Genomic DNA, 21680 nt, shown 5'->3' on the forward strand with positions numbered 1-21680 from the left:
TATGGAGCATAACGAATCTTCACAGGGCGATTTCGAGTCGACCCTGAAAAAACACGCGGTCGAACTGGTCGAGAGCCTTGAAAAAGGCAGGTTCGGCGACGCTGTGCAACTGATCCATGAGCTCAATCAGACCCGTGACCGCGGCCTGTATCAGGAAGTGGGCAAGCTCACACGCGAACTGCACAGTGCGATCGTCAACTTCCAGATCGATCCGCACATGCCGCAGGCCGAGGAAGTGTCGCAAATCACCGACGCCACCGAACGCCTGGGCTATGTGGTCAAGCTGACCGAAGCCGCGGCCAACCGCACCATGGATCTGGTGGAAAGCGCCACGCCGGTGGTCAATGGCCTGGCTGAAGAAGCCCAGGCTCTGAGCACCGATTGGGGCCGCTTCATGCGCCGCGAGGTCGGGGCTGAAGAGTTCCGCGAGCTGGCGCGCCGGGTCGACGGTTTTCTGTCACGCAGCAGCACGGACAACCGTGCGGTGTCGAGCAACCTCAACGACATCCTGCTGGCTCAGGATTACCAGGACCTCACAGGTCAAGTGATCAAGCGTGTGACTCAACTGGTCACCGAAGTCGAAAGCAATTTGCTCAAACTCGTCCTCATGGCCAGTCAGGTTGACCGCTTTGCGGGCATCGAACACGACCGCGCCGCGATGCTTGCAGAAAAAGATCCACAAAAACATCTCTCGCAGGGTGAAGGTCCGCAGATTCATGCCGATAAACGAGAAGACGTTGTGTCCGGTCAGGACGATGTGGACGATTTGTTATCCAGCCTCGGATTCTAGAGTTTTGGAATTTTAGGTTTTTTGGGTTTTTAGACCTGTAGGAGCACCCCATTAATGAGCTTCGGCGCCGATGAAGAGATCCTTCAGGATTTCCTGGTTGAGGCCGGCGAGATTCTTGAGCAACTGTCCGAACAACTGGTCGAGCTGGAAAGTCGCCCGGATGACGCAGATCTGCTCAACGCAATTTTTCGCGGTTTCCACACTGTAAAAGGGGGCGCCGGCTTCCTTCAGCTCAACGAGCTGGTGGAGTGCTGTCACATCGCCGAAAACGTGTTCGACATCCTGCGCAAGGGTGAGCGTCGCGTTGATGCAGAACTGATGGACGTGGTGCTTGAGGCACTGGACGCGGTGAACAGCATGTTCAGCGAAGTCCGTGAACGTGCACCGATCACGGCGGCCACCCCGGAACTGCTGGCCGCGCTGGCGCGTCTGGCCGAACCGCAATCGGCCGACGAAGCCCCGGCTTCGCCGGTGGCTGAGATGATCGAAGAACTGGTCGTCGAAGGCGATTCGAACGATTCGGGCGACATCACCGATAACGAATTTGAACAGCTGCTGGATTCGCTGAACGCCGTCAAGGCCGAAGCCGAAGCCCCGGCCGCTGCTGCACCTGCACCTGCGCCGGCTGCCGATGCGGCCGCCAGCGATGAAATCACCGACGCCGAATTCGAGTCGTTGCTCGATCAACTGCACGGCAAAGGCCAGTTCGCGCCGGACGCCGTGGCACCGACCGCTGCTGCTCCGGCGGCACCGGCGGCGGGCGACAGCTCGGACATCACCGACGACGAATTCGAAGCACTGCTCGATCAGTTGCACGGCAAGGGCAACTTTGCCGTGGAAGCGCTGGAATCGGCTATCGCCTCGGCACCGGCTGCACCTGCCGCACCGGTGGCTGCGGCTGCCGGCAGCGATCTGATCAGCGATCACGAATTCGAATCGCTGCTCGACGAGTTGCATGGCAAAGGCAAGTTCACCGACGTTGGCGCCGCTGCTGCAGGCACCGCGTCGACCTTGGCTGCGCCTGCCGCCAAGGCCGTCGCCGCTCCGGCTGCTGCGCCGAAGGCTGCGCCCAAACCTGAGCCGAAAGCCGAAGCGCCAAAACCGGCCGCCGCTGCTGCACCGGCCCCGGCCCGTGCCGCCGCTGCTCCGCCGCCGGAAAAACCGGCGAGCGAAGCCGAGACCACCGTGCGGGTCGACACCGCGCGTCTCGACGAAATCATGAACATGGTCGGCGAACTGGTGCTGGTGCGTAACCGCCTGGTGCGCCTGGGTCTCAACAGCGGCGACGAAGCCATGTCCAAGGCCGTGTCGAACCTCGACGTGGTCACGGCTGACTTGCAGACCGCGGTGATGAAGACCCGGATGCAGCCGATCAAGAAAGTCTTCGGGCGCTTCCCGCGTCTGGTTCGCGACCTCGCGCGTCAGCTCAAGAAAGAGATCAACCTGGAACTGGTAGGTGAAGAAACCGACCTCGACAAAAACCTTGTCGAGGCCCTGGCCGACCCGCTGGTCCACTTGGTGCGTAACGCGGTCGACCACGGCATCGAATCGCCGGAAGAACGCGAAGCTTCGGGCAAGGCCCGTGGCGGTCGCGTGGTACTGGCCGCCGAGCAGGAAGGCGATCACATCCTGTTGTCGATCTCCGACGACGGCAAGGGCATGGACCCGAACGTGCTGCGTTCGATCGCGGTAAAACGCGGTGTGATGGACAAGGACGCGGCCGATCGCCTGAGCGATACCGAGTGCTACAACCTGATCTTCGCCCCGGGTTTCTCGACCAAGACCGAGATCTCCGACGTGTCCGGACGCGGTGTTGGCATGGACGTGGTGAAAACCAAGATTTCCCAGCTCAACGGTTCGATCAACATCTACTCGACCAAGGGCCAGGGCTCGAAGATCGTCATCAAGGTGCCGCTGACGCTTGCGATCATGCCGACCCTGATGGTGATGCTCGGCAATCAGGCGTTTGCGTTCCCGTTGGTCAACGTCAACGAAATCTTCCACCTCGACCTGTCGACCACCAACGTGGTGGATGGCCAGGAAGTGGTGATCGTGCGGGACAAGGCGCTGCCATTGTTCTACCTCAAGCGCTGGCTGGTCAGCTCCGCCGCTCACGAAGAGCAGCGCGAAGGCCATGTGGTGATCCTTTCGGTGGGCACCCAGCGGATCGGCTTCGTCGTCGATCAACTGGTCGGCCAGGAAGAAGTGGTCATCAAGCCATTGGGCAAAATGCTGCAGGGCACTCCGGGCATGTCCGGCGCCACCATCACCGGTGACGGCCGCATCGCGCTGATCCTTGATGTTCCAAGCATGCTCAAGCGTTACGCGACGAAGCGTATTTGAATCCGGGGCAGCGGGGCGACGACGTCCCGCTGCACCTAATGGAGTGTTTATGGCAGTCAAAGTCCTGGTGGTGGACGATTCGGGTTTTTTCCGCCGCCGCGTCTCGGAAATTCTTTCAGCGGATCCGAGCATCCAGGTGGTCGGCACGGCCACCAACGGTAAAGAGGCGATCGATCAGGCCCTGGCCCTCAAGCCGGACGTGATCACCATGGACTACGAGATGCCGATGATGGATGGCATCACGGCGGTGCGGCACATCATGCAGCGCTGCCCGACCCCGGTGTTGATGTTCTCCTCGCTGACGCACGAAGGCGCCCGGGTTACCCTGGATGCGCTGGACGCCGGTGCGGTGGATTTCCTGCCGAAGAATTTCGAAGACATCTCGCGCAACCCCGAGAAGGTCAAGCAACTGCTGTGCGAGAAGGTTCACAGCATCTCGCGCAGTAATCGTCGTTTCAGTGCCTACAGTGCGCCGGCTCCGGCCGCTGCACCGACGCCTGCGCCAGCCCCGGCGGCTTCGAGCTTCAGCAGCCACAGCACTGCTGCACCGACGCGTCCGGCGCCTGCTCCAGCACCTGCGCGTGCGCCAGCCGCCAGCGCGTCGTCGCCGGCACCGAAACGCAAAGCCTACAAACTGGTGGCCATCGGTACCTCGACCGGCGGCCCGGTTGCCCTGCAACGGGTGCTGACCCAATTGCCGGCGAACTTCCCGGCGCCGATCGTGCTGATCCAGCACATGCCAGCGGCGTTCACCAAGGCCTTTGCCGAGCGTCTGGACAAACTGTGCCGCATCAGCGTCAAGGAAGCCGAGGATGGCGACATCCTGCGTCCGGGCCTGGCGCTGCTGGCGCCGGGTGGCAAGCAGATGATGATCGACGGCCGTGGCGCAGTGAAAATCCTGCCGGGCGACGAGCGTCTGAATTACAAGCCGTGCGTGGACATCACTTTCGGTTCCGCAGCCAAGTCCTACGGTGACAAAGTTCTGGCGGTGGTGCTCACCGGCATGGGCGCCGACGGCCGCGAAGGCGCGCGTCTGCTCAAGCAGGGCGGTAGCTCGGTATGGGCACAAGACGAAGCCAGTTGCGTGATCTACGGCATGCCGATGGCCATCGTCAAAGCCGATCTGGCTGACGCGGTTTACGGCCTGGACGACATCGGCAAGCACATCGTCGAGGCGTGTATCTGATGGATGTTCTAAGCCTTATCGGGATCATCATGGCGTTCGTCGCCATCATCGGCGGCAACTACCTTGAAGGCGGCCACCTCGGCGCGCTGGCCAACGGCCCGGCGGCGCTGATCGTGCTCGGTGGCACCATCGGTGCCGCGCTGTTGCAATCGCCGATGAGCGCCTTCAAGCGCGCCATGCAGATTCTCGCCTGGATCCTGTTTCCACCTCGTGTGGACCTGGCCGGCGGCATCGATCGGGTGGTCAACTGGAGCCTTACCGCACGCAAGGAAGGCCTGCTCGGGCTGGAAGGCGTCGCTGATGCCGAGCCGGACAACTACTCGCGCAAGGGCCTGCAACTGCTGGTCGATGGCGCCGAGCCGGAAGCGATCCGCAGCATCCTCGAAGTGGATTTCTACACCCAGGAAGCGCGCGACATCGAGGCTGCCAAAGTTTTCGAAAGCATGGGCGGCTATGCGCCGACCATCGGCATCATCGGTGCGGTGATGGGCCTGATTCATGTGATGGGCAACCTCGCTGATCCGACCCAATTGGGCAGCGGTATTGCCGTGGCATTCGTCGCGACCATCTACGGCGTGGCCAGTGCCAACCTGGTGTTGCTGCCGGTGGCGGCCAAGCTCAAGTCAATCGCGTTGCGGCAGTCGCGTTATCGCGAAATGTTGTTGGAAGGTATTTTGTCGATCGCCGAAGGTGAAAACCCTCGCTCTATCGAGCTGAAGCTTCAGGGCTTCATGGATTGATGGGGGTAATGGACTATGGCTCGCCGCAGGCATCAGGAAGAACACGTTAATCACGAGCGCTGGCTCGTGTCCTACGCGGATTTCATCACGTTGTTGTTCGCGTTCTTCGTGGTGATGTACTCGATCTCGTCGATCAACGAAGGCAAGTACAAGGTCATTTCCGAAGCGCTGATCGGGGTTTTCACTGACTCCGATCGCTCGCTCAAGCCGATCCCGATCGGTGAGGAACGGCCGAAAACCGTGACCCCGGCCAAGCCGCTGGTCAAGGACAGCGAGCAGGTCGATGCCGGTATCGCCGGGGCCAGCGATCCGCTGAAAAGCATTGCCGATGACATCAGTGCCGCGTTCGGCGACCTGATCGCTTCCAACCAGATGACCGTGCGCGGCAACGAGTTGTGGGTCGAGATCGAACTCAATTCCAGCCTGTTGTTCGGCAGTGGCGACGCGATGCCGAGTGATATCGCGTTCAACATCATCGACAAGGTCGCGGCGATCCTCAAACCGTTCGACAACCCGATCCACGTCGAAGGCTTCACCGACGATCAGCCGATCCGCACCGCGCAGTACCCGACCAACTGGGAACTGTCCTCTGCGCGTTCGGCGAGCATCGTGCGGATGCTGGCAATGCAGGGCGTCAACCCCGGGCGTCTGGCCTCGGTGGGCTACGGTGAGTTTCAGCCGGTGGCCAACAACGCCACCGCCGAAGGCCGGGCGAAAAACCGTCGTGTGGTGCTGGTGGTGTCGCGCAACCTCGATGTGCGCCGCAGTCTGACCGGTACCGGAACCGCCAATGCGCAACCGGACGCGGCATTGAAGCGCGCTGGCACACAAACTGCACCGACCCAGGTCAAGACGCCGGGACGCGAGAGTGCCGTCAATTCTCCGTCGCCCGCATTAATACGCTGAGCTATGTCTCGGTCGAGCATCTCGGCCGGGAGGAACGAACCGAATGAGAGTCTGGGCAGTCGCCAATCAAAAGGGTGGTGTCGGTAAAACCACATCTTCCATCGCTTTAGCCGGATTGCTGGCGGAGGCGGGCAAGCGCGTGGTTGTGGTCGATCTCGACCCGCACGGCTCGATGACCAGCTATTTCGGCTACGACCCCGACAGCCTGGAGCACAGCAACTACGACCTGTTTCTGCACAAGGGCAGCGTGCCGCAAGGCTTGCCCGGGCAGTTGCTGCTGTCGACCAGCGACGAACGCATTTCCCTGTTGCCGTCGAGTACCGCACTCGCCACCCTTGAGCGCCAGTCGCCGGGGCAGAGTGGTCTGGGTCTGGTGATCGCCAAGAGTCTGGCGCAGCTGTGGCAGGATTTCGATTACGCGATCATCGACAGCCCGCCGTTGCTCGGCGTGTTGATGGTCAACGCCCTGGCCGCGAGCCAGCAACTGGTGATCCCGGTGCAGACCGAGCACCTGGCCGTCAAAGGTCTGGAGCGCATGGTCAACACCCTGGCGATGATCAACCGCTCGCGCAAACAGGCGCTGCCGTTCAGCATCGTGCCGACCCTGTTTGACCGCCGCACCCAGGCATCGCTGGGCACCTTGCGCGTGCTGCGTGACAAATTCCCCGAAGAGATCTGGCAGGGTTACATCCCGGTCGATACCCGTCTGCGCGACGCCAGCCGGGCCGGGGTCACGCCTTCGCAGTTCGATGGCAAGAGTCGTGGCGTGCTGGCTTACCGCGCGCTGCTCAAGCATCTGCTGGCGCAACAACTTGTTCCGCAGGTGGCTTGAGCATGAACCGGCCGATCAAACTGACGTCGCGCCCGCAACTGGCGTTGCAGTCGTACCTGGACAGCTTGCTGCAGGAAATCCCTGACGAGTTGCCGCCAGTGAAGGTGCAGGTCGAGGTGCCGGTCGAGGTGGTCGAAAGCGCTGCGGCGCTGGATGAATTCCAGGCGGCGGTGCTTGAAGAGCAGGCGCGTGATGCGCAGAAAGCTGCCAAACCTGCCGCACCGGTGGCTGCGCCTGCCGCCGCGCCAGTGGCCAAGGCACCTGTCGCATTGATTGAAGAGTCAGCGCCGGTGCGCGCAACGGTTTCGACCCTTGCACCGCTGTTGCAAACCCAATTGCTGAAAACCACGCCGGAACCGGTCGTGGCCGAACCGGCGCCGGTGGCACCGGCACCCGTCGAACAGGCGCGGGTGCCGCCAGTGGTGGAAGTGCACTTGCCGCCGAGCAACACGCCGCCCCCGGTGGAAACCGATGGCCGTCCGGCCTGGGCCTCGGAAGCCTTCGAATGCCTGTTGTTCGATGTTGCCGGGCTGACGCTGGCGGTGCCGCTGGTGTGCCTCGGTTCGATCTATTCGCTGGCCGGCCACGAGTTGACGCCGCTGTTCGGGCAGCCGGAATGGTTCCTCGGGATTCTGCCGAGCCAGGCCGGCAATCTGAAAGTGTTGGACACGGCGCGTTGGGTCATGCCGGATCGCTATCGCGATGATTTCCGTCAGGGCCTGCAGTACGTGATTTCGGTACAAGGTTACGAATGGGGTCTGGCGGTGCATCAGGTCAGCCGTTCGTTGCGTCTGGACCCGAATGAAATCAAATGGAGAAGTCACCGGGGTCAGCGGCCATGGCTCGCAGGCACGGTGATCGAGCACATGTGTGCATTACTTGATGTAGCCGCGCTGGCCGAGTTGATCGCCAGCGGCGGGGCAAAGCACTTGGGCGGCCACAAGCCGCTACATAAATCGACATAGCAGCCGACATAACAGTCAGGCGATGGCATTTTTCAATGCCTTCACACAGAACACACACCGCCCAGTGCGGTTTTTTCGAGGGGTCAGGGTATGAGTAGTCAGGCGACGAATGCAAAAGGTTCTGAAGATCCGATCCTGCAATGGGTGACCTTCAAGCTGGACAACGAAACCTACGGCATCAACGTGATGCGCGTTCAGGAAGTCCTGCGTTACACCGAAATCGCTCCGGTACCGGGTGCGCCAAGCTACGTGCTGGGCATCATCAACCTGCGCGGTAACGTGGTCACCGTGATCGACACCCGTCAGCGCTTCGGCCTGAACAGCGGCGAGATCAGCGACAACACCCGTATCGTCATCATCGAAGCCGACAAGCAAGTGGTCGGGATCATGGTCGACAGCGTCGCTGAAGTGGTTTACCTGCGTCAGTCGGAAATCGAGACCGCGCCAAACGTCGGTAACGAAGAGTCGGCCAAGTTCATCCAGGGCGTGTGCAACAAGAACAACGAGTTGCTGATCCTGGTCGAGCTGGACAAGATGATGAGCGAAGAAGAATGGTCGGAACTGGAGAGCATCTGATTGATTCTCGAGGTGGCGGTCATTGTCCTGTTCCTCTTCTGGGCAGGCACGCTGGCAATGTTTCTGGCGTACATCAAGGCGCAGCGGGTGATCGCTGCGCAACAGGCTCAGGGCGATGCGCTGCGTGATCAGCGCATCAAGGACCTGGCCAAACGCGTCGACGACTATCAGAACGGCAACGTGCGCATGGGCGAAGCCCTGCACGAGCTGCGCTCGGTCGTCGGTCCGTTGCCGGACAAGATTGTCGCGCTGGAACAACGCGATCCATCAAGCCTGTCGTTCGCCCAGGCGGCGAAACTGGTGGGCATGGGCGCGAGTGTCGATGAGCTGACTCAGTCCTGCGGCTTGACCCAGGCTGAGGCGGAGTTGATGCGCAAGCTGCACAGAAGCTGAAGATCAAAAGATCGCAGCCTTCGGCAGCTCCTACATAGGAACGCGTTCCCCTGTAGGAGCTGCCGAAGGCTGCGATCTTTTGCTTTCAAGGCTCAATAATCATCCCCGCGTTCGGTAACGTCCTTCTCGACCATCGGCGCATCCGGATCCTGCCCCTCGGGGAATTTCCCCTTCAGATTCCACGCGAACGCGATGATCTCGGCAATCGTGCGGTACAGTTCCTCGGGGATGCTGTCACCCAGTTCCATCCGCGCCAACAGCCGTACTAGCTCGGCGTTTTCATAGATCGGCACTTCGCAGTCGCGGGCGATGCGTAGGATTTCTTCGGCCAGTTCCTCGTCGCCCTTGGCGGTGAGCGTCGGGGCGTGATTGCCGTCGTATTTGAGGGCGATGGCCTGACGTGGAGCAATGGAATCGTTCATGCGGTTTCGTCGACCCAGCGGTGTTCGAGGCGGGTTTGGTTGCCTTGCGGCGGGGTGCCGAGGTGGCAATCGAGATCGCCGACATTCAGGCCGCGATCGAGCAGGCGCTGACGCAGGGCGAACAGATTGGTTTCGATCAGGTCGGCGGTGTATGGGCGCTCGGCCCAGAGCTGACTCGACAGGCTGCCAGCAATCAACTGCGCCTGAATCTGCATCGGCCCCAACGGCTCCATGTCGAACGCCAGGTCGACGCGCCACAGCTGCTGTTTGGGTTCGCGTTCGTCACGGCGTTCGTTGGGTTGCGGTTCTCTTTCCGGCGCTTCTTCGCGCTGAAACTTGACCTGCAACGGCACGATGTCCTGCAGGTTGCGCATGGGGATTTCCAACTGCCAGGTGCTGAGCAGACGGCCGTCATCGGTGACACCGGTCTGTTCCAGGCTCGACAGCTGATGGCTTTGCAGGCGCGACACGGCGGCTGCAGCGAGGCGCAGCAGATGCTCAAGATCGCCTTCGCCGTCGAGGCTTTGCAGCAGGCGGTCGGGCAGCGGGAAACTGCTGGGCAGCGGTTTGGCGCTGACCTGACCGAGGGTGCCGAGGGCGTTGCGCACGAAGCTCGGCAGTGCTTGCGCCAGCGTGTTGGCAGCGATGATCGCGTTGAAACTGGCATTGCCCGGTGCGCCCGGCGACAGTTGCGCGATCAGCTTAAGCAGATCGGCTTTCATGTCCGGGGCCAGCGCCGGATTCTGTCCGGTCAGCAATTTGGCTTCGAGGAAGGCGCCACTGTTGGCCAGGGCCAGGGCCACGCCTTTGGCGCTGCTCATCTGCTGCACATCGGGCAGATTGGCAAGCAGACGCACGACGGCAGCGCGCAGGTCCTGCGAGGTCTGATCGTCGTCGCTCGGCAGGTTTTGCAGAGCATTGAGCAAACCGTCCAGCGAGCCTTGGCGACTCTGCTGGCCGAGCAGTTGCTGGCTCACTGCCAATTGCTCCTGACGGCTGCTCAGTGGCACGAACTTGAGGGTTTGCGAGTCTTCGACCAGTGCCGAGAGCAGGGTGCCGATGCGCAGCGGCGTCGGGCTGTCGATATCCAGCGTGGCGCCGCTCTGCGCGGTGTTGAGCAGGCTCACCAGCGAGCGGTACACCGTCGGCTGTCCCGGCACTTGCGGCAGTGTCTGCGAGGTCAGCACCTTGCCTTGCAGCAGCGTGCCGACCGGCAACTGCGCGGTGTCGATGCGGGTGAGGGCGGCGACGCTGCTGGCAATCGCCTGTTGCACGGTGATCGCCAGATTGCCCGCCGACGGCTGAGTGACGGCTAGGTTGGTGCCGGTCGGCAACGGCAGGTTGCTGCTGGCTTGCACGGTGGTCTGCCGGCCGCCGTCGACGGTCACCTTGAGCAGCAGTTGAAAGGTCTGATCCGCCTGCTTGAGTGACAACACCTCGGCCTGGGCGCTTTGCCCGGCGCCGATCAAGCCTTCGACCGGGGTCAGCAGCTTGAGCAACTCACCGCTCATCACCAGCGGACGCGTGTTCGCCGGCGAGGTGGGCGGGAGCGGGAGGAAGTTCATTTCGCCTGTCATACGCGGACACAACCTGAGGAAATTGCGCTCTTGGGAGTAAGGCACGGCATGTATAATGCCGCGCGTCTTGCGCTTCGTTCAGAAAACATAGCAATTGTTTGATCCAGCTCTCTGGTTCGCACCGTCATTGCATTTATCCTGCATCTCTTTAACGGCCGCGCCAGAGCCGACTTGAACCGTATAAGGCCCGTGATCCCTTGACCAGTCCTGTCCTGCAAACCGTTGCCCTTGCCTGTGAGCGAGACCTGCGGCTGCTCTTCGAAAATCTCGAATTGACACTGGCCAGTGGCGATATGGTGCAGATCAGCGGCCCCAACGGCAGCGGCAAGACCAGTCTGCTGCGCCTGTTGTCCGGGTTGATGCAGCCGACCAGCGGTCAGGTGCTGCTCAACGGCCAGCCCTTGACCGCCCAGCCGAGTGAACTGGCGCGCAACCTGCTGTGGATCGGCCACGCCGCCGGGATCAAGGATCTGCTGACCCCGGAAGAGAACCTGTCCTGGCTCTGCGCCCTGCATCGGCCGGCCGAGCGCGAGGCGATCTGGCAGGCACTGGCAGCCGTAGGATTGCGCGGATTCGAAGATGTTCCCTGCCACACCCTGTCCGCCGGTCAGCAACGCCGCGTGGCGCTGGCGCGGCTGTATCTGGACAGCCCGCCGCTGTGGATTCTCGACGAGCCGTTCACCGCGCTCGACAAACAGGGCGTGGCGCAGCTTGAAGAACACCTGGCCGGACACTGCGAACGCGGCGGTCTGGTGGTTCTGACCACGCACCACACACTGAGCCGGATGCCGGCCGGTTATCGCGATATCGATCTGGGGAACTGGGCAGTATGAGTGTGTTCGGCCTGCTGGTTGCCCGTGAGTCCCGCCTGCTGTTTCGTCGCCCGGCGGAACTGGCCAATCCGCTGATTTTCTTCGCCATCGTCATCGCCTTGTTCCCGCTGGCCGTCGGCCCGGAAACTCAAGTCTTGCAAAACCTGTCCCCGGGGTTAGTCTGGGTGGCCGCGCTGTTGTCGGTCCTGCTTTCGCTGGACGGACTGTTTCGCAGTGATTTCGAAGATGGCTCCCTGGAACAGTGGGTCCTTTCGCCGCACCCGCTGCCCCTACTGGTGCTGGCCAAGGTGCTGGCACACTGGCTGTTCTCGGGACTGGCACTGGTTCTGCTCTCGCCATTGCTGGCGTTGATGCTCGGTTTGCCGGTCGCCTGCCTGCCGGTGTTGCTGTTGTCGTTGCTGCTGGGTACACCGGTGCTGAGCCTGCTTGGTGCGGTGGGCGCGGCGCTGACGGTTGGTTTGAAACGCGGCGGCCTGTTGCTGGCGTTGCTGATTCTGCCGTTGTACATCCCGGTGTTGATCCTTGGCAGTGGCGCCTTGCAGGCCGCCTTGCAAGGCATGCCGGCGACCGGGTATCTGCTGTGGCTGGGTAGCCTGACCGCCCTGGCGATCACCCTGACACCTTTTGCAATAGCTGCTGGCCTGAAGATCAGCGTCGGCGAATAATGAGGTCTGGTTAAAATTTAACCAGCAAAGACCCTGAGACTGCTCACACCGATGAGCGGCACCCGTGATGGAAACAGTATGAACTGGACCTGGTTTCACAAGCTCGGCTCGCCCAAGTGGTTCTACGGCATCAGCAGCAGGTTTCTGCCGTGGCTGAGCATTGCCGCGTTGCTGCTGATCAGCATTGGCGTCGTCTGGGGCCTGGCCTTCGCGCCGCCGGATTATCAGCAGGGCAACAGCTTCCGCATCATCTATATTCACGTGCCGGCGGCGATGCTGGCGCAGTCGATCTACGTGATGCTGGCGGTGTGCGGCGTGGTCGGGCTGGTGTGGAAAATGAAACTGGCCGACGTCGCCCTGCAATGTGCGGCACCGATTGGTGCGTGGATGACCGCTGTGGCGCTGGTCACCGGGGCGATCTGGGGCAAGCCGACCTGGGGCTCGTGGTGGGTCTGGGATGCGCGGCTGACGTCGATGCTGATTCTGCTGTTCCTGTATTTCGGGGTGATTGCGCTGGGCAACGCCATCAGCAACCGTGACAGCGCCGCCAAGGCCTGCGCCGTGCTGGCGATCGTCGGGGTGATCAACATCCCGATCATCAAGTACTCGGTGGAGTGGTGGAACACCCTGCACCAGGGCGCAACCTTCACCCTCACGGAAAAACCGGCAATGCCCGCTGAAATGTGGCTGCCGCTGCTGCTGACGGTGCTGGGGTTCTACTGCTTCTTCGGCGCCGTGCTGTTGCTGCGCATGCGCCTTGAAGTGCTCAAGCGCGAAGCCCGCGCCAGTTGGGTGAAAGAAGAAGTGCAGAACAGCCTGGAGGCCGCGCGATGAGTTTTGCTTCATTCGGCGACTTCCTCGCCATGGGCCACCATGGCCTATATGTCTGGTCGGCCTACGGTATCTGTCTGGCGGTGCTGATCCTCAACGTGGTCGCACCGATCGCGGCCCGCAAGCGCTATCTGCAACAAGAGGCGCGTCGTCTGCGCCGGGAGAACGGCAAGTGAATCCGCTGCGCAAAAAACGTCTGACCCTCATTCTGGCGATCCTGGTCGGGGTCGGCGCTGCCGTCGGCCTGGCCCTCAGCGCCCTGCAGGAAAACATCAACCTGTTTTACACGCCGACCCAGATCGCCAACGGCGAAGCGCCGCACGACACGCGCATCCGCGCCGGCGGCATGGTCGAGAAGGGCTCGCTGCAACGTTCGCCGGACTCGCTGGACGTCAAATTCGTTGTCACCGACTTCAACAAAGCCGTGACCATCACCTACCGCGGGATCCTCCCGGATCTGTTCCGCGAAGGGCAGGGCATCGTCGCATTGGGCAAACTCAATGCCGACGGCGTGGTGGTGGCCGATGAAGTGCTGGCCAAGCACGACGAGAAGTACATGCCGCCGGAAGTGACCAAAGCGCTGAAAGACAGTGGTCAATCGGCACCGACCCAAGCGAAGGAGGGTTGATCGATGACTTCTGCACTGTTTATTCCCGAGCTCGGCCATCTGGCGATGATTCTGGCGCTGTGTTTTGCGCTGGTGCAGGCCGTTGTGCCGTTGCTCGGCGCCTGGCGCGGCGACCGTCTGTGGATGGGCCTGGCCCAGCCGGCAGCGTGGGGTCAGTTTGCGTTCCTGCTGTTTGCCTTCGGTTGCCTGACCTACGCGTTCATGACCGACGATTTCTCGGTCGGTTACGTGGCGATGAACTCCAACAGCGCCTTGCCGTGGTACTACAAGTTCAGCGCGGTGTGGGGCGCCCACGAAGGGTCGCTGCTGCTGTGGGCGTTGATCCTCGGTGGCTGGACCTTCGCCGTGTCGGTGTTCTCCCGGCAGTTGCCGCAAGTCATGCTCGCTCGCGTACTGGCGGTGATGGGCATGATCAGCACCGGTTTCCTGTTGTTCCTGATCCTTACCTCCAACCCGTTCTCGCGGATCCTGCCGCAGATTCCGGCCGACGGGCGTGACCTCAATCCGCTGCTGCAAGACATCGGCCTGATCGTCCATCCGCCGATGCTCTATATGGGTTATGTCGGCTTCTCGGTGGCCTTCGCCTTCGCCATCGCCGCTTTGCTGGGTGGTCGTCTCGACGCCGCGTGGGCACGCTGGTCGCGGCCGTGGACGATTGTCGCCTGGGCCTTCCTCGGTATCGGCATCACCCTCGGTTCGTGGTGGGCCTACTACGAACTTGGCTGGGGCGGCTGGTGGTTCTGGGACCCGGTGGAAAACGCCTCGTTCATGCCATGGCTGGTCGGCACCGCGCTGATCCACTCGCTGGCCGTCACGGAAAAGCGTGGCGTGTTCAAGAGCTGGACGGTGTTGCTGGCGATTGCCGCATTTTCGTTGAGCCTGCTCGGTACATTCCTCGTGCGTTCCGGCGTGCTGACTTCGGTGCACGCGTTTGCCTCCGATCCTGAACGCGGTGTGTTCATCCTGATCTTCCTGCTGTTCGTGGTCGGCGGTTCGCTGACGCTGTTTGCGTTGCGCGCTCCGGTGGTCAAGAGCCAGGTCGGTTTCAATCTGTGGTCGCGGGAAACCCTGCTGCTGGGCAACAACCTGGTGCTGGTGGTGGCGGCGTCGATGATTCTGCTCGGCACGCTGTATCCGCTGATTCTTGATGCGATCAGCGGCGCCAAGCTGTCGGTAGGCCCGCCGTACTTCAACGCGTTGTTCATCCCGTTGATGGCGTTGCTGATGGTGGTGATGGCGGTCGGCGTGATCGTCCGCTGGAAAGACACCCCGGTGAAGTGGCTGGCGAACATGCTGACCCCGGTGCTGCTCGGCAGTGTCGCGTTGGCGGTGGTGGCCGGTATCGCTTACGGCGATTTCAACTGGGCGGTGATCGCGACGTTCCTGCTCGCCGCGTGGGTGCTGCTCGCCGGTGTGCGCGACATCTTCGACAAGACTCGCCACAAGGGCCTGATCAAAGGCCTGCCAACTCTGACCCGCAGCTACTGGGGCATGCAGATCGCTCACCTCGGCATCGCCGTGTGCGCCCTCGGTGTGGTGCTGTCGAGTCAGAACAGTGCCGAGCGCGACCTGCGTCTGGCGCCGGGCGAGTCGATGGATCTGGCCGGTTATCACTTCATTTTCGAAGGTGCCAAACACTTCGAAGGGCCGAACTTCACCTCCGACAAGGGCACCATCCGGGTAATCCGCGACGGCAAGGAAGTCAGCGTGCTGCACCCGGAAAAACGCCTGTACACCGTGCAGAGTTCGATGATGACCGAGGCCGGGATCGACGCCGGTTTCACTCGCGATCTCTACGTTGCACTGGGCGAGCCGCTGGAAAACGGCGCCTGGGCGGTACGGGTTCACGTCAAGCCGTTCGTGCGCTGGATCTGGTTCGGCGGTCTGCTGACCGGTCTGGGCGGATTGCTGGCGGCGCTGGATCGGCGTTATCGAGTCAAGGTCAAAGCCAAGGTGCGTGAAGCCCTCGGCCTGCAAGGAGCGGCTGCATGAGACGTTGGTTGATGTTGGTACCCCTGGCGATTTTCCTGCTGGTGGCGGTGTTTCTTTATCGCGGTCTGTACCTTGATCCGGCGGAGCTGCCGTCGGCGATGATCAACAAGCCCTTCCCGGAGTTCAGCCTGCCGAATGTGCAGGGTGACAAGACCCTGACCAAGGCTGACATTCTCGGCAAACCGGCGCTGGTCAACGTCTGGGGTACCTGGTGCATTTCCTGCCGGGTCGAGCACCCGGTGCTGAACAAACTGGCCGAGCGCGGTGTGGTGATCTACGGCATCAACTACAAGGACACCAACGCCGATGCGTTGAAGTGGCTGGCCGAATTCCACAACCCGTACCTGCTGGATATCCGTGACGATGAAGGTTCGCTGGGCCTGAACCTCGGCGTGTACGGCGCGCCGGAAACCTTCTTCATCGACGCCAAGGGCATCATTCGCGACAAGTACGTCGGAGTGATCGACGAGCAGGTCTGGCGCGAAAAACTCGCAGCCAGGTATCAGGCGCTGGTCGATGAGGCCAAGCCATGAAGCGCTTTATCGCTGCCGTGGTCTTGGGCCTGAGTCTGGCCGGTGTGGCGCATGCCGCGATCGACACCTACGAGTTCGCCAAGGAAGGCGATCGCGAGCGCTTTCGTGAACTGACCAAGGAACTGCGCTGCCCCAAGTGCCAGAACCAGGACATCGCCGACTCCAACGCGCCGATTGCCGCCGACCTGCGCAAAGAGATTTTCCGCATGCTCGGCGAGGGCAAGGACAATCAGCAGATCATCGATTTCATGGTTGATCGCTACGGTGATTTCGTCCGCTACAAACCGGCGCTCAATGCCAAGACTGCACTGCTGTGGTTCGGCCCGGCGGGTCTGTTGTTCGGCGGCCTGGTGGTGATCGCGGTGATCGTTCGCCGTCGTCGCGCCCAGCGCGCCGAAACTCCGCAAGCGCTGTCCAGCGAAGAACGTCAGCGCCTCGACCAACTGTTGGATAAAAACCAAGAATGATTGATTTCTGGCTTGCCGCAGGGCTGTTGCTTCTGGTCGCCCTGAGTTTTCTGCTGATCCCGGTTTTGCGTGGCCGTCGCGCCCAGCGTGAAGAGGATCGAACTGCCCTGAACGTGGCGCTGTATCAGGAGCGTGTCGCCGAGCTGCAAGCGCAGCAGGCCGAAGGCGTACTCGATGCCGCGCAAATGGACAGCGGTCGCGCGGAAGCGGCGCGTGAACTGCTCGCCGATACCGAAGGCGTTGCCGCACCGCGTGTCTCGAGACTGGGCAAGCCGTTGCCGTTGTTGGCAGCGGTGCTGGTGCCGGTGTTGGGCCTGGGGCTGTACCTGCATTTCGGTGCTGCCGACAAAGTCGAGCTGACCCGTGAATTCGCCCAGGCGCCGCAGTCGATGGAAGAGATGACCCGGCGTCTGGAGCGTGCTGTTGCGGCGCAACCGGATTCGGCGGAAGGCCTGTACTTCCTCGGGCGCACCTACATGGCCCAGGATCGTCCGGCGGACGCGGCGAAGATGTTCGAGCGCGCCGCCAACCTGGCCGGTCGCCAGCCGGAGCTGCTCGGCCAGTGGGCGCAGGCGCAGTATTTCGCCGACGGTAAAAAGTGGTCGGACAAGATCCAGGCCCTGACCGATGAAGCGCTGAAAGCCGATCCGAAAGAAGTCACCAGCCTCGGCCTGCTCGGCATCGCCGCGTTCGAGAGTGAGCGTTATCAGCAGGCAATCGACTACTGGAACCGGCTGCTGGCGCAGTTGCCAGAGGGCGACAACTCCCGCGCCGCCTTGCAGGGCGGGATCGAGCGAGCCACCGAGCGCCTGCAAGCCAGCGGTGGCAAGGTCGCCGCCACGCCAGCCTCCAAGGTCGCCGCGCTGCTCAAGGTGCGCGTCGATCTGGCCAGCGAACTCAAAGGCAAGGTGCAACCGGGCGACAGCGTGTTCATCTTCGCCCGCGCCGTTTCCGGCCCACCGGCACCGCTGGCCGCCAAGCGTCTGACCGTGGCCGATCTGCCGGTCACTGTCGAACTGGGCGATGCCGACGCCATGATGCCGCAGTTGAAACTGTCGAACTTTCCTGAAGTCCAACTGGTTGCACGCATCTCTCGCGCCGGTCAGCCAACCGCCGGGGAGTGGGTGGGTCGCAGCGGCCCGCTGGCCAGCAGCACCACCGCGCCGCAAACACTGACCATCGACAGCCCGGACCAATAACCCCGGAACCCACAGGAAAGCACCGCCATGCACAGCCTCGCCCGCATCTCCGTCATCACATTGGCCTTGAGCATGAGCGCATGTGCGGTGCACCGACCGGAACCGACCACCAACCTGCCGCCGATCCCGCCTTCACAACCGAGCCCGACCCCGTCGACCTCGCCGACACCGGGCAAGAGCATCCCGGCCAAACCGTCCAAGCCAGTCCCACGCACCTCAGCCAGCTTCGCTCCGCCACCGGGCGGCAACAGTCACTGGGACCAGAAGCTCGGCGTCTACGTCCTCGACGACCAGCCCAACACCTTCTACCGCCAGCGCACCTACTTCCGCTGGAACAACGGCTGGACCCGCTCCGTCAGCCCCAACGGCCCGTGGGAAGACACCGACATCCATGGCGTGCCGCCGGGGTTGGGCAAACAGTTCGGGCAGTGATGAAAAACGGCGATCTCTGGATCGCCGTTTGTTTGTCTGTTGCCGGTCATTGATGATGTCCCTGTAGGAGCTGGCGAAGCCTGCGATCTTTTGATCTGCTGTTTTCAAAGTTCGCTGGTCAACAACCCTTGCACATAATCCACAAACGCTCGCGCCTTCGCACTGACCATCCGCCCCGTGGGAAACACCGCCCACAAGTCCTGATCCGGCAATACCCAGTCACTCATCACCGCCCTGACCGCGCCGCTTGCCAGCTCCGGGGCGAACATCCATTGCGAGGCGATGGTCAGGCCCTGATCGGCCAGCACGGCTGCACGCAAACCCTCTGCGGCGCTGACGCGCAGGCGACCGGTCAGGGTTTGCGTCTGTTGTTCGCTGCCTCGGCGGAAGGTCCAGGTGGCGCCGCCGCTTAGGTTGTAGACGATGCCTTGGTGCTGATTCAAATCGGCAGGGCAACACGGCTCGCCGTGGCGGGCGAAGTACGCCGGGGTGCCAAGCACCACGCGGCGGCAGTCGGCGATCCTGCGCGCGGTGAGGCTGGAGTCGCTGAGCGGGCCCATGCGCAGGGCCACGTCGATGCCTTCTTCGACCAGATTGATATTGCGATCATCGAGCATCAGGTCGATGTTCAGCTGTGGATGCTGCTCGAGAAACGGCCCCAGTTGCGGCACGACGTGCAGGCGACCGAAAGTCACCGCAGCGCTGATGCGCAGGTTGCCGCGCAAACCGCCCGCGCTGCCACGGGCGGCGTTATCGGCTTCGTTGGCTTCATCAATGGCACGCCTGGCCCGCTCGAAAAACGCCAGTCCGGCTTCGGTCGGGGTCAGGCCGCGGGTCGAGCGCAGCAACAGGCTGACAGCCAGGCGTTTTTCCAGCTGAGCGATGGTTTTCGACACGGCGGGCTGGCCGATATTCAAGCGTCGGGCGGCAGCGGAAAACGAGCCGGTTTCGACGACGCAGACGAAGGTTTCCATGGCGGCGAGGCGGTCCATCTCAGGTCCTTGCGCAATCTTCAAGCATTCAGAGGAACCCTGTGGGAGCGAGCTTGCTCGCGAATACGGTCTGACATTCAGCAGATGTGTTGAATGATCCGGCGCCTTCGCGAGTAAGCTCGCTCCCACAGGGGGGACGGTGTGTCTTTAGTGCTCGGCTTTTGCCGAGCGAGCCGCAGATGACTCAAGCCGTTGCCAATGAACCACGCTGCGAAGCACTCAAAAACCGCACCAGCGCCAGCAGCGGGAACGCGCTACCGACAATCACGATCCACAACCAGCCGCCATGCTCATACACCGCACTGGCGACCGACGAGCCGAAGGCGCCGCCGATGAAGATGCTGGTCATGTACAGCGCATTCAGGCGCCCGCGGCTTTTGGCGTCGAGCGAGTAGACCGCGCGCTGGCCAAGAACCATGTTCATCTGCACGCAGAAATCCAGTACCACACCCGTCACGGCGAGGCCGATCACGCTGTAGGCCGGGTGGATGAACGCAGGGAGGAAACTCAGGCTGGCGAACAGCATGGCCAGCAGCGAAGCGATGCGGGTGTGGCCGGCGTCAGCCAGGCGTCCACTGATCGGCGCAGCGATGGCCCCGATGGCACCGACCAGAGCGAAAATCGCGATCTCGCTTTGCGACAGGCCATGGTTGCGCGCCAGTTCCAGCGGCACCGCGGTCCAGAACAGGCTGAAGGTGGCGAACATGCAGCCCTGATAAAACGCGCGCTGACGCAGCACCGGTTGCTGGCGCAGCAGGGTCCACAGCGAGCCGATCAGTTGGCCGTATGTAGCGCTGTGATCCGGTTGGCGCTTGGGCACGGTCAGCGCCAGCACCACGCTGATCGCTGCCATCAACGCCGCGGCAATCATGAACATCGCGCGCCAGCCGAAATGGTCAGCGACGACGCTCGACACCGGCCGCGCCAGCAGGATGCCCAGCAGCAGGCCGCCCATGATCCCGCCGACCACCCGGCCACGGGATTCCTCCGGCGCCAGATGCGCGGCCAGCGGAATCAGGATCTGCACCGATACCGAACTGAAACCCACCAGCAACGAGATCAGCAGGAACACATTCGGCTGACTGGTGAACGCCGCACCGAGCAGGCTGGCAATAGCCACCACGGTGGTGATGATCATCAGCCGGCGGTTCTCCAGCAGGTCGCCCAGCGGCACCAGAAAGAACAGGCCCAGCGCATAACCGATCTGCGTCAACGACACGATAAAACTGGCCATGGTGTCGGAGAGGCCGATGTCCGGCGCGATCAGGCCGATGATCGGTTGCGCATAGTAGATGTTGGCGACGATCGCGCCGCAGCAGAAGGCGAACAGCAGCACCATGCCTCGGGTCATTGCGTGAGTTGTGGCGTTCATAAGGTTTCTCGATCCAGCGAAAGGGAATGCGGTGAGGCTAAGGGACGCACCGAAGCGGCGGTAGAAGCCTTGTATCGATAGCAGTTATTCCATTGCGGAATGATTGGCTTCAACGGCGGTGTCGTCCGTCGGCGAACCTTGCGTCCGACCGGGGAGGGCTGATGATACATTCACTTACATCTTCTTCGATAGCGTGCTTATGTTTACCGCTGCGCTTTTACTGTCATCAACGGAGGATTGCCATGTTGCGTCAGCTGCTGTGTCACACCACCACGATTGCCTTGATTGGTCTGCTCAGTGCCACTGCGGTGCAGGCTGCCGATGCCCCGGGCATGCGTCTCGGCGTGCGCGGTGAGATCACCGGGGTCAGCGCCGATTCGCTGAAAGTCCACGTCAACAGCGGCGAGAACGTGCTGATCCGGTTGACTGCGGACACCAAGGTGCGTGCCGTCACGCTGGCGAATATCGAAGACATCAAACCTGGCAGTTACATCGGCTCGGCTGCCATGCCACAGGAAGACGGCACGCTCAAGGCGCTGGAAGTGCACGTATTCCCGCCGGAACTGGCCGGCAGCGGTGACGGCCATCGGCCCTTTGATCTGGCCAAGGGCAGCAGCATGACCAATGGCAGCGTCGGTGATCTGGTGGTCAGCAATGGCCGGGTGCTGACCGTCAACTACAAGGGCGGGCAGCAGAAGATTCTGGTGCCGGAGGACGTGCCGATCGTCAATCTGACGCCGGGGGATCGGAGTTTGCTGAAGGTGGGGGTGAAAATTGTCAGCTTCGTCACCCAGGACGCCGATGGCACATTAACGGCGCAATCGATTTCCGCCGGCAAGGATGGCGTCACGCCACCAATGTAACTGTCAGCACATGACCTCTGTAGGAGCTGCCGCAGGCTGCGATCTTTTGATCTTGGTTTTTAAAATCACAGTCAAAAGATCGCAGCCTGCGGCAGCTCCTGCAGGGGTTCGCCACAAAAAAGGCGACCTGTTGAGGTCGCCTT

At 62.1% G+C, this 21680-nt stretch carries 24 protein-coding genes; 20 read left to right on the top strand and 4 right to left on the bottom strand.

Annotated elements, in window-relative coordinates:
- Window position 1: 1 nt before the first annotated feature.
- The 9 genes from JN524_RS25975 (at window position 2) to JN524_RS26015 (ending at window position 8731) form a co-directional block, all read left to right on the top strand.
- Window positions 2–790, top strand: coding sequence for a protein phosphatase CheZ (locus JN524_RS25975; RefSeq protein ID WP_027613919.1), 789 nt, complete (start codon window positions 2–4; stop codon window positions 788–790).
- Between the two features lie 54 nt (window positions 791–844).
- Window positions 845–3133: a chemotaxis protein CheA gene (locus tag JN524_RS25980; RefSeq protein ID WP_202371175.1), complete on the top strand. Its 2289-nt coding sequence runs from the start codon at window positions 845–847 to the stop codon at window positions 3131–3133.
- Between the two features lie 49 nt (window positions 3134–3182).
- The gene (locus tag JN524_RS25985; protein WP_041072948.1) at window positions 3183–4319 is read left to right on the top strand and encodes a protein-glutamate methylesterase/protein-glutamine glutaminase; all 1137 of its coding nucleotides are present in this window, start codon (window positions 3183–3185) and stop codon (window positions 4317–4319) included.
- On the top strand, window positions 4319–5059 hold the full coding sequence (locus JN524_RS25990) for a flagellar motor protein (protein WP_003222929.1): 741 nt from the start codon (window positions 4319–4321) through the stop codon (window positions 5057–5059). The genes JN524_RS25985 and JN524_RS25990 overlap by 1 nt, the downstream gene beginning before the upstream one ends.
- 15 nt (window positions 5060–5074) lie before the next feature.
- Complete coding sequence (gene motD, locus JN524_RS25995) at window positions 5075–5965, top strand: flagellar motor protein MotD (RefSeq protein WP_202371176.1); 891 nt, start codon at window positions 5075–5077, stop codon at window positions 5963–5965.
- Between the two features lie 43 nt (window positions 5966–6008).
- Window positions 6009–6797 (top strand): ParA family protein, encoded by a 789-nt coding sequence (locus tag JN524_RS26000; protein ID WP_003222933.1) that lies wholly within the window; start codon window positions 6009–6011, stop codon window positions 6795–6797.
- A 2-nt stretch (window positions 6798–6799) separates the two neighbouring features.
- On the top strand, window positions 6800–7762 hold the full coding sequence (locus JN524_RS26005; RefSeq protein ID WP_202371177.1) for a CheW domain-containing protein: 963 nt from the start codon (window positions 6800–6802) through the stop codon (window positions 7760–7762).
- Between the two features lie 90 nt (window positions 7763–7852).
- Window positions 7853–8338 (top strand): chemotaxis protein CheW, encoded by a 486-nt coding sequence (locus JN524_RS26010; RefSeq protein WP_003222936.1) that lies wholly within the window; start codon window positions 7853–7855, stop codon window positions 8336–8338.
- Window positions 8339–8731: a DUF2802 domain-containing protein gene (locus tag JN524_RS26015; RefSeq protein WP_007961680.1), complete on the top strand. Its 393-nt coding sequence runs from the start codon at window positions 8339–8341 to the stop codon at window positions 8729–8731.
- A 92-nt stretch (window positions 8732–8823) separates the two neighbouring features.
- Here JN524_RS26015 and JN524_RS26020 read toward each other — a convergent pair whose 3' ends face one another.
- Both JN524_RS26020 and fliK read right to left on the bottom strand, forming a co-directional pair.
- The gene (locus JN524_RS26020; RefSeq protein ID WP_202371178.1) at window positions 8824–9153 is read right to left on the bottom strand and encodes an EscU/YscU/HrcU family type III secretion system export apparatus switch protein; all 330 of its coding nucleotides are present in this window, start codon (window positions 9151–9153) and stop codon (window positions 8824–8826) included.
- On the bottom strand, window positions 9150–10730 hold the full coding sequence (gene fliK / locus JN524_RS26025; protein ID WP_202371179.1) for a flagellar hook-length control protein FliK: 1581 nt from the start codon (window positions 10728–10730) through the stop codon (window positions 9150–9152). The genes JN524_RS26020 and fliK overlap by 4 nt, the downstream gene beginning before the upstream one ends.
- A 197-nt stretch (window positions 10731–10927) precedes the next feature.
- Between fliK and ccmA the strand changes: the two genes are divergently transcribed.
- The 10 genes from ccmA to JN524_RS26075 all read left to right on the top strand — a co-directional run bounded on the left by ccmA (window position 10928) and on the right by JN524_RS26075 (window position 18310).
- On the top strand, window positions 10928–11563 hold the full coding sequence (gene ccmA / locus JN524_RS26030; protein ID WP_145593019.1) for a cytochrome c biogenesis heme-transporting ATPase CcmA: 636 nt from the start codon (window positions 10928–10930) through the stop codon (window positions 11561–11563).
- Window positions 11560–12228 (top strand): heme exporter protein CcmB, encoded by a 669-nt coding sequence (gene ccmB, locus JN524_RS26035; protein ID WP_003222942.1) that lies wholly within the window; start codon window positions 11560–11562, stop codon window positions 12226–12228. Before ccmA ends, ccmB begins: the two co-directional genes overlap by 4 nt.
- A gap of 78 nt (window positions 12229–12306) precedes the next feature.
- Complete coding sequence (locus JN524_RS26040; RefSeq protein ID WP_047599963.1) at window positions 12307–13062, top strand: heme ABC transporter permease; 756 nt, start codon at window positions 12307–12309, stop codon at window positions 13060–13062.
- The gene (gene ccmD / locus JN524_RS26045) at window positions 13059–13235 is read left to right on the top strand and encodes a heme exporter protein CcmD (protein WP_003222944.1); all 177 of its coding nucleotides are present in this window, start codon (window positions 13059–13061) and stop codon (window positions 13233–13235) included. The genes JN524_RS26040 and ccmD overlap by 4 nt, the downstream gene beginning before the upstream one ends.
- Window positions 13232–13687 carry a cytochrome c maturation protein CcmE gene (gene ccmE, locus JN524_RS26050; protein ID WP_007961672.1) on the top strand — a complete coding sequence of 152 codons (456 nt, stop codon included), beginning with the start codon at window positions 13232–13234 and terminating at the stop codon, window positions 13685–13687. Before ccmD ends, ccmE begins: the two co-directional genes overlap by 4 nt.
- A gap of 3 nt (window positions 13688–13690) precedes the next feature.
- Entirely contained in the window at window positions 13691–15679 is a 1989-nt protein-coding gene (locus JN524_RS26055) for a heme lyase CcmF/NrfE family subunit (RefSeq protein WP_202371180.1), read from the top strand.
- The gene (locus JN524_RS26060) at window positions 15676–16212 is read left to right on the top strand and encodes a DsbE family thiol:disulfide interchange protein (protein WP_202371181.1); all 537 of its coding nucleotides are present in this window, start codon (window positions 15676–15678) and stop codon (window positions 16210–16212) included. Before JN524_RS26055 ends, JN524_RS26060 begins: the two co-directional genes overlap by 4 nt.
- Window positions 16209–16679 (top strand): cytochrome c-type biogenesis protein, encoded by a 471-nt coding sequence (locus tag JN524_RS26065; protein WP_123586081.1) that lies wholly within the window; start codon window positions 16209–16211, stop codon window positions 16677–16679. Before JN524_RS26060 ends, JN524_RS26065 begins: the two co-directional genes overlap by 4 nt.
- Window positions 16676–17878, top strand: a complete 1203-nt coding sequence (gene ccmI, locus JN524_RS26070) for a c-type cytochrome biogenesis protein CcmI (protein WP_202371182.1) — start codon at window positions 16676–16678, stop codon at window positions 17876–17878. Before JN524_RS26065 ends, ccmI begins: the two co-directional genes overlap by 4 nt.
- Before the next feature lie 27 nt (window positions 17879–17905).
- The gene (locus tag JN524_RS26075; protein WP_134785764.1) at window positions 17906–18310 is read left to right on the top strand and encodes a hypothetical protein; all 405 of its coding nucleotides are present in this window, start codon (window positions 17906–17908) and stop codon (window positions 18308–18310) included.
- Between the two features lie 104 nt (window positions 18311–18414).
- Here the strand turns inward: JN524_RS26075 and JN524_RS26080 are convergent, their stop codons facing one another.
- Window positions 18415–19302 carry a LysR family transcriptional regulator gene (locus tag JN524_RS26080; protein WP_202371183.1) on the bottom strand — a complete coding sequence of 296 codons (888 nt, stop codon included), beginning with the start codon at window positions 19300–19302 and terminating at the stop codon, window positions 18415–18417.
- Window positions 19303–19486: 184 nt separating this feature from the next.
- Entirely contained in the window at window positions 19487–20674 is a 1188-nt protein-coding gene (locus JN524_RS26085; protein ID WP_047292599.1) for an MFS transporter, read from the bottom strand.
- Window positions 20675–20916: 242 nt separating this feature from the next.
- On the opposite strand from JN524_RS26085, the gene JN524_RS26090 reads away from it, so the two are divergent.
- Window positions 20917–21537, top strand: a complete 621-nt coding sequence (locus tag JN524_RS26090) for a DUF5666 domain-containing protein (RefSeq protein WP_202371184.1) — start codon at window positions 20917–20919, stop codon at window positions 21535–21537.
- Window positions 21538–21680: the final 143 nt, after the last annotated feature.

It is taken from the genome of Pseudomonas sp. MWU318 (assembly GCF_016756945.1).
GTDB lineage: Bacteria > Pseudomonadota > Gammaproteobacteria > Pseudomonadales > Pseudomonadaceae > Aquipseudomonas > Aquipseudomonas putida_A.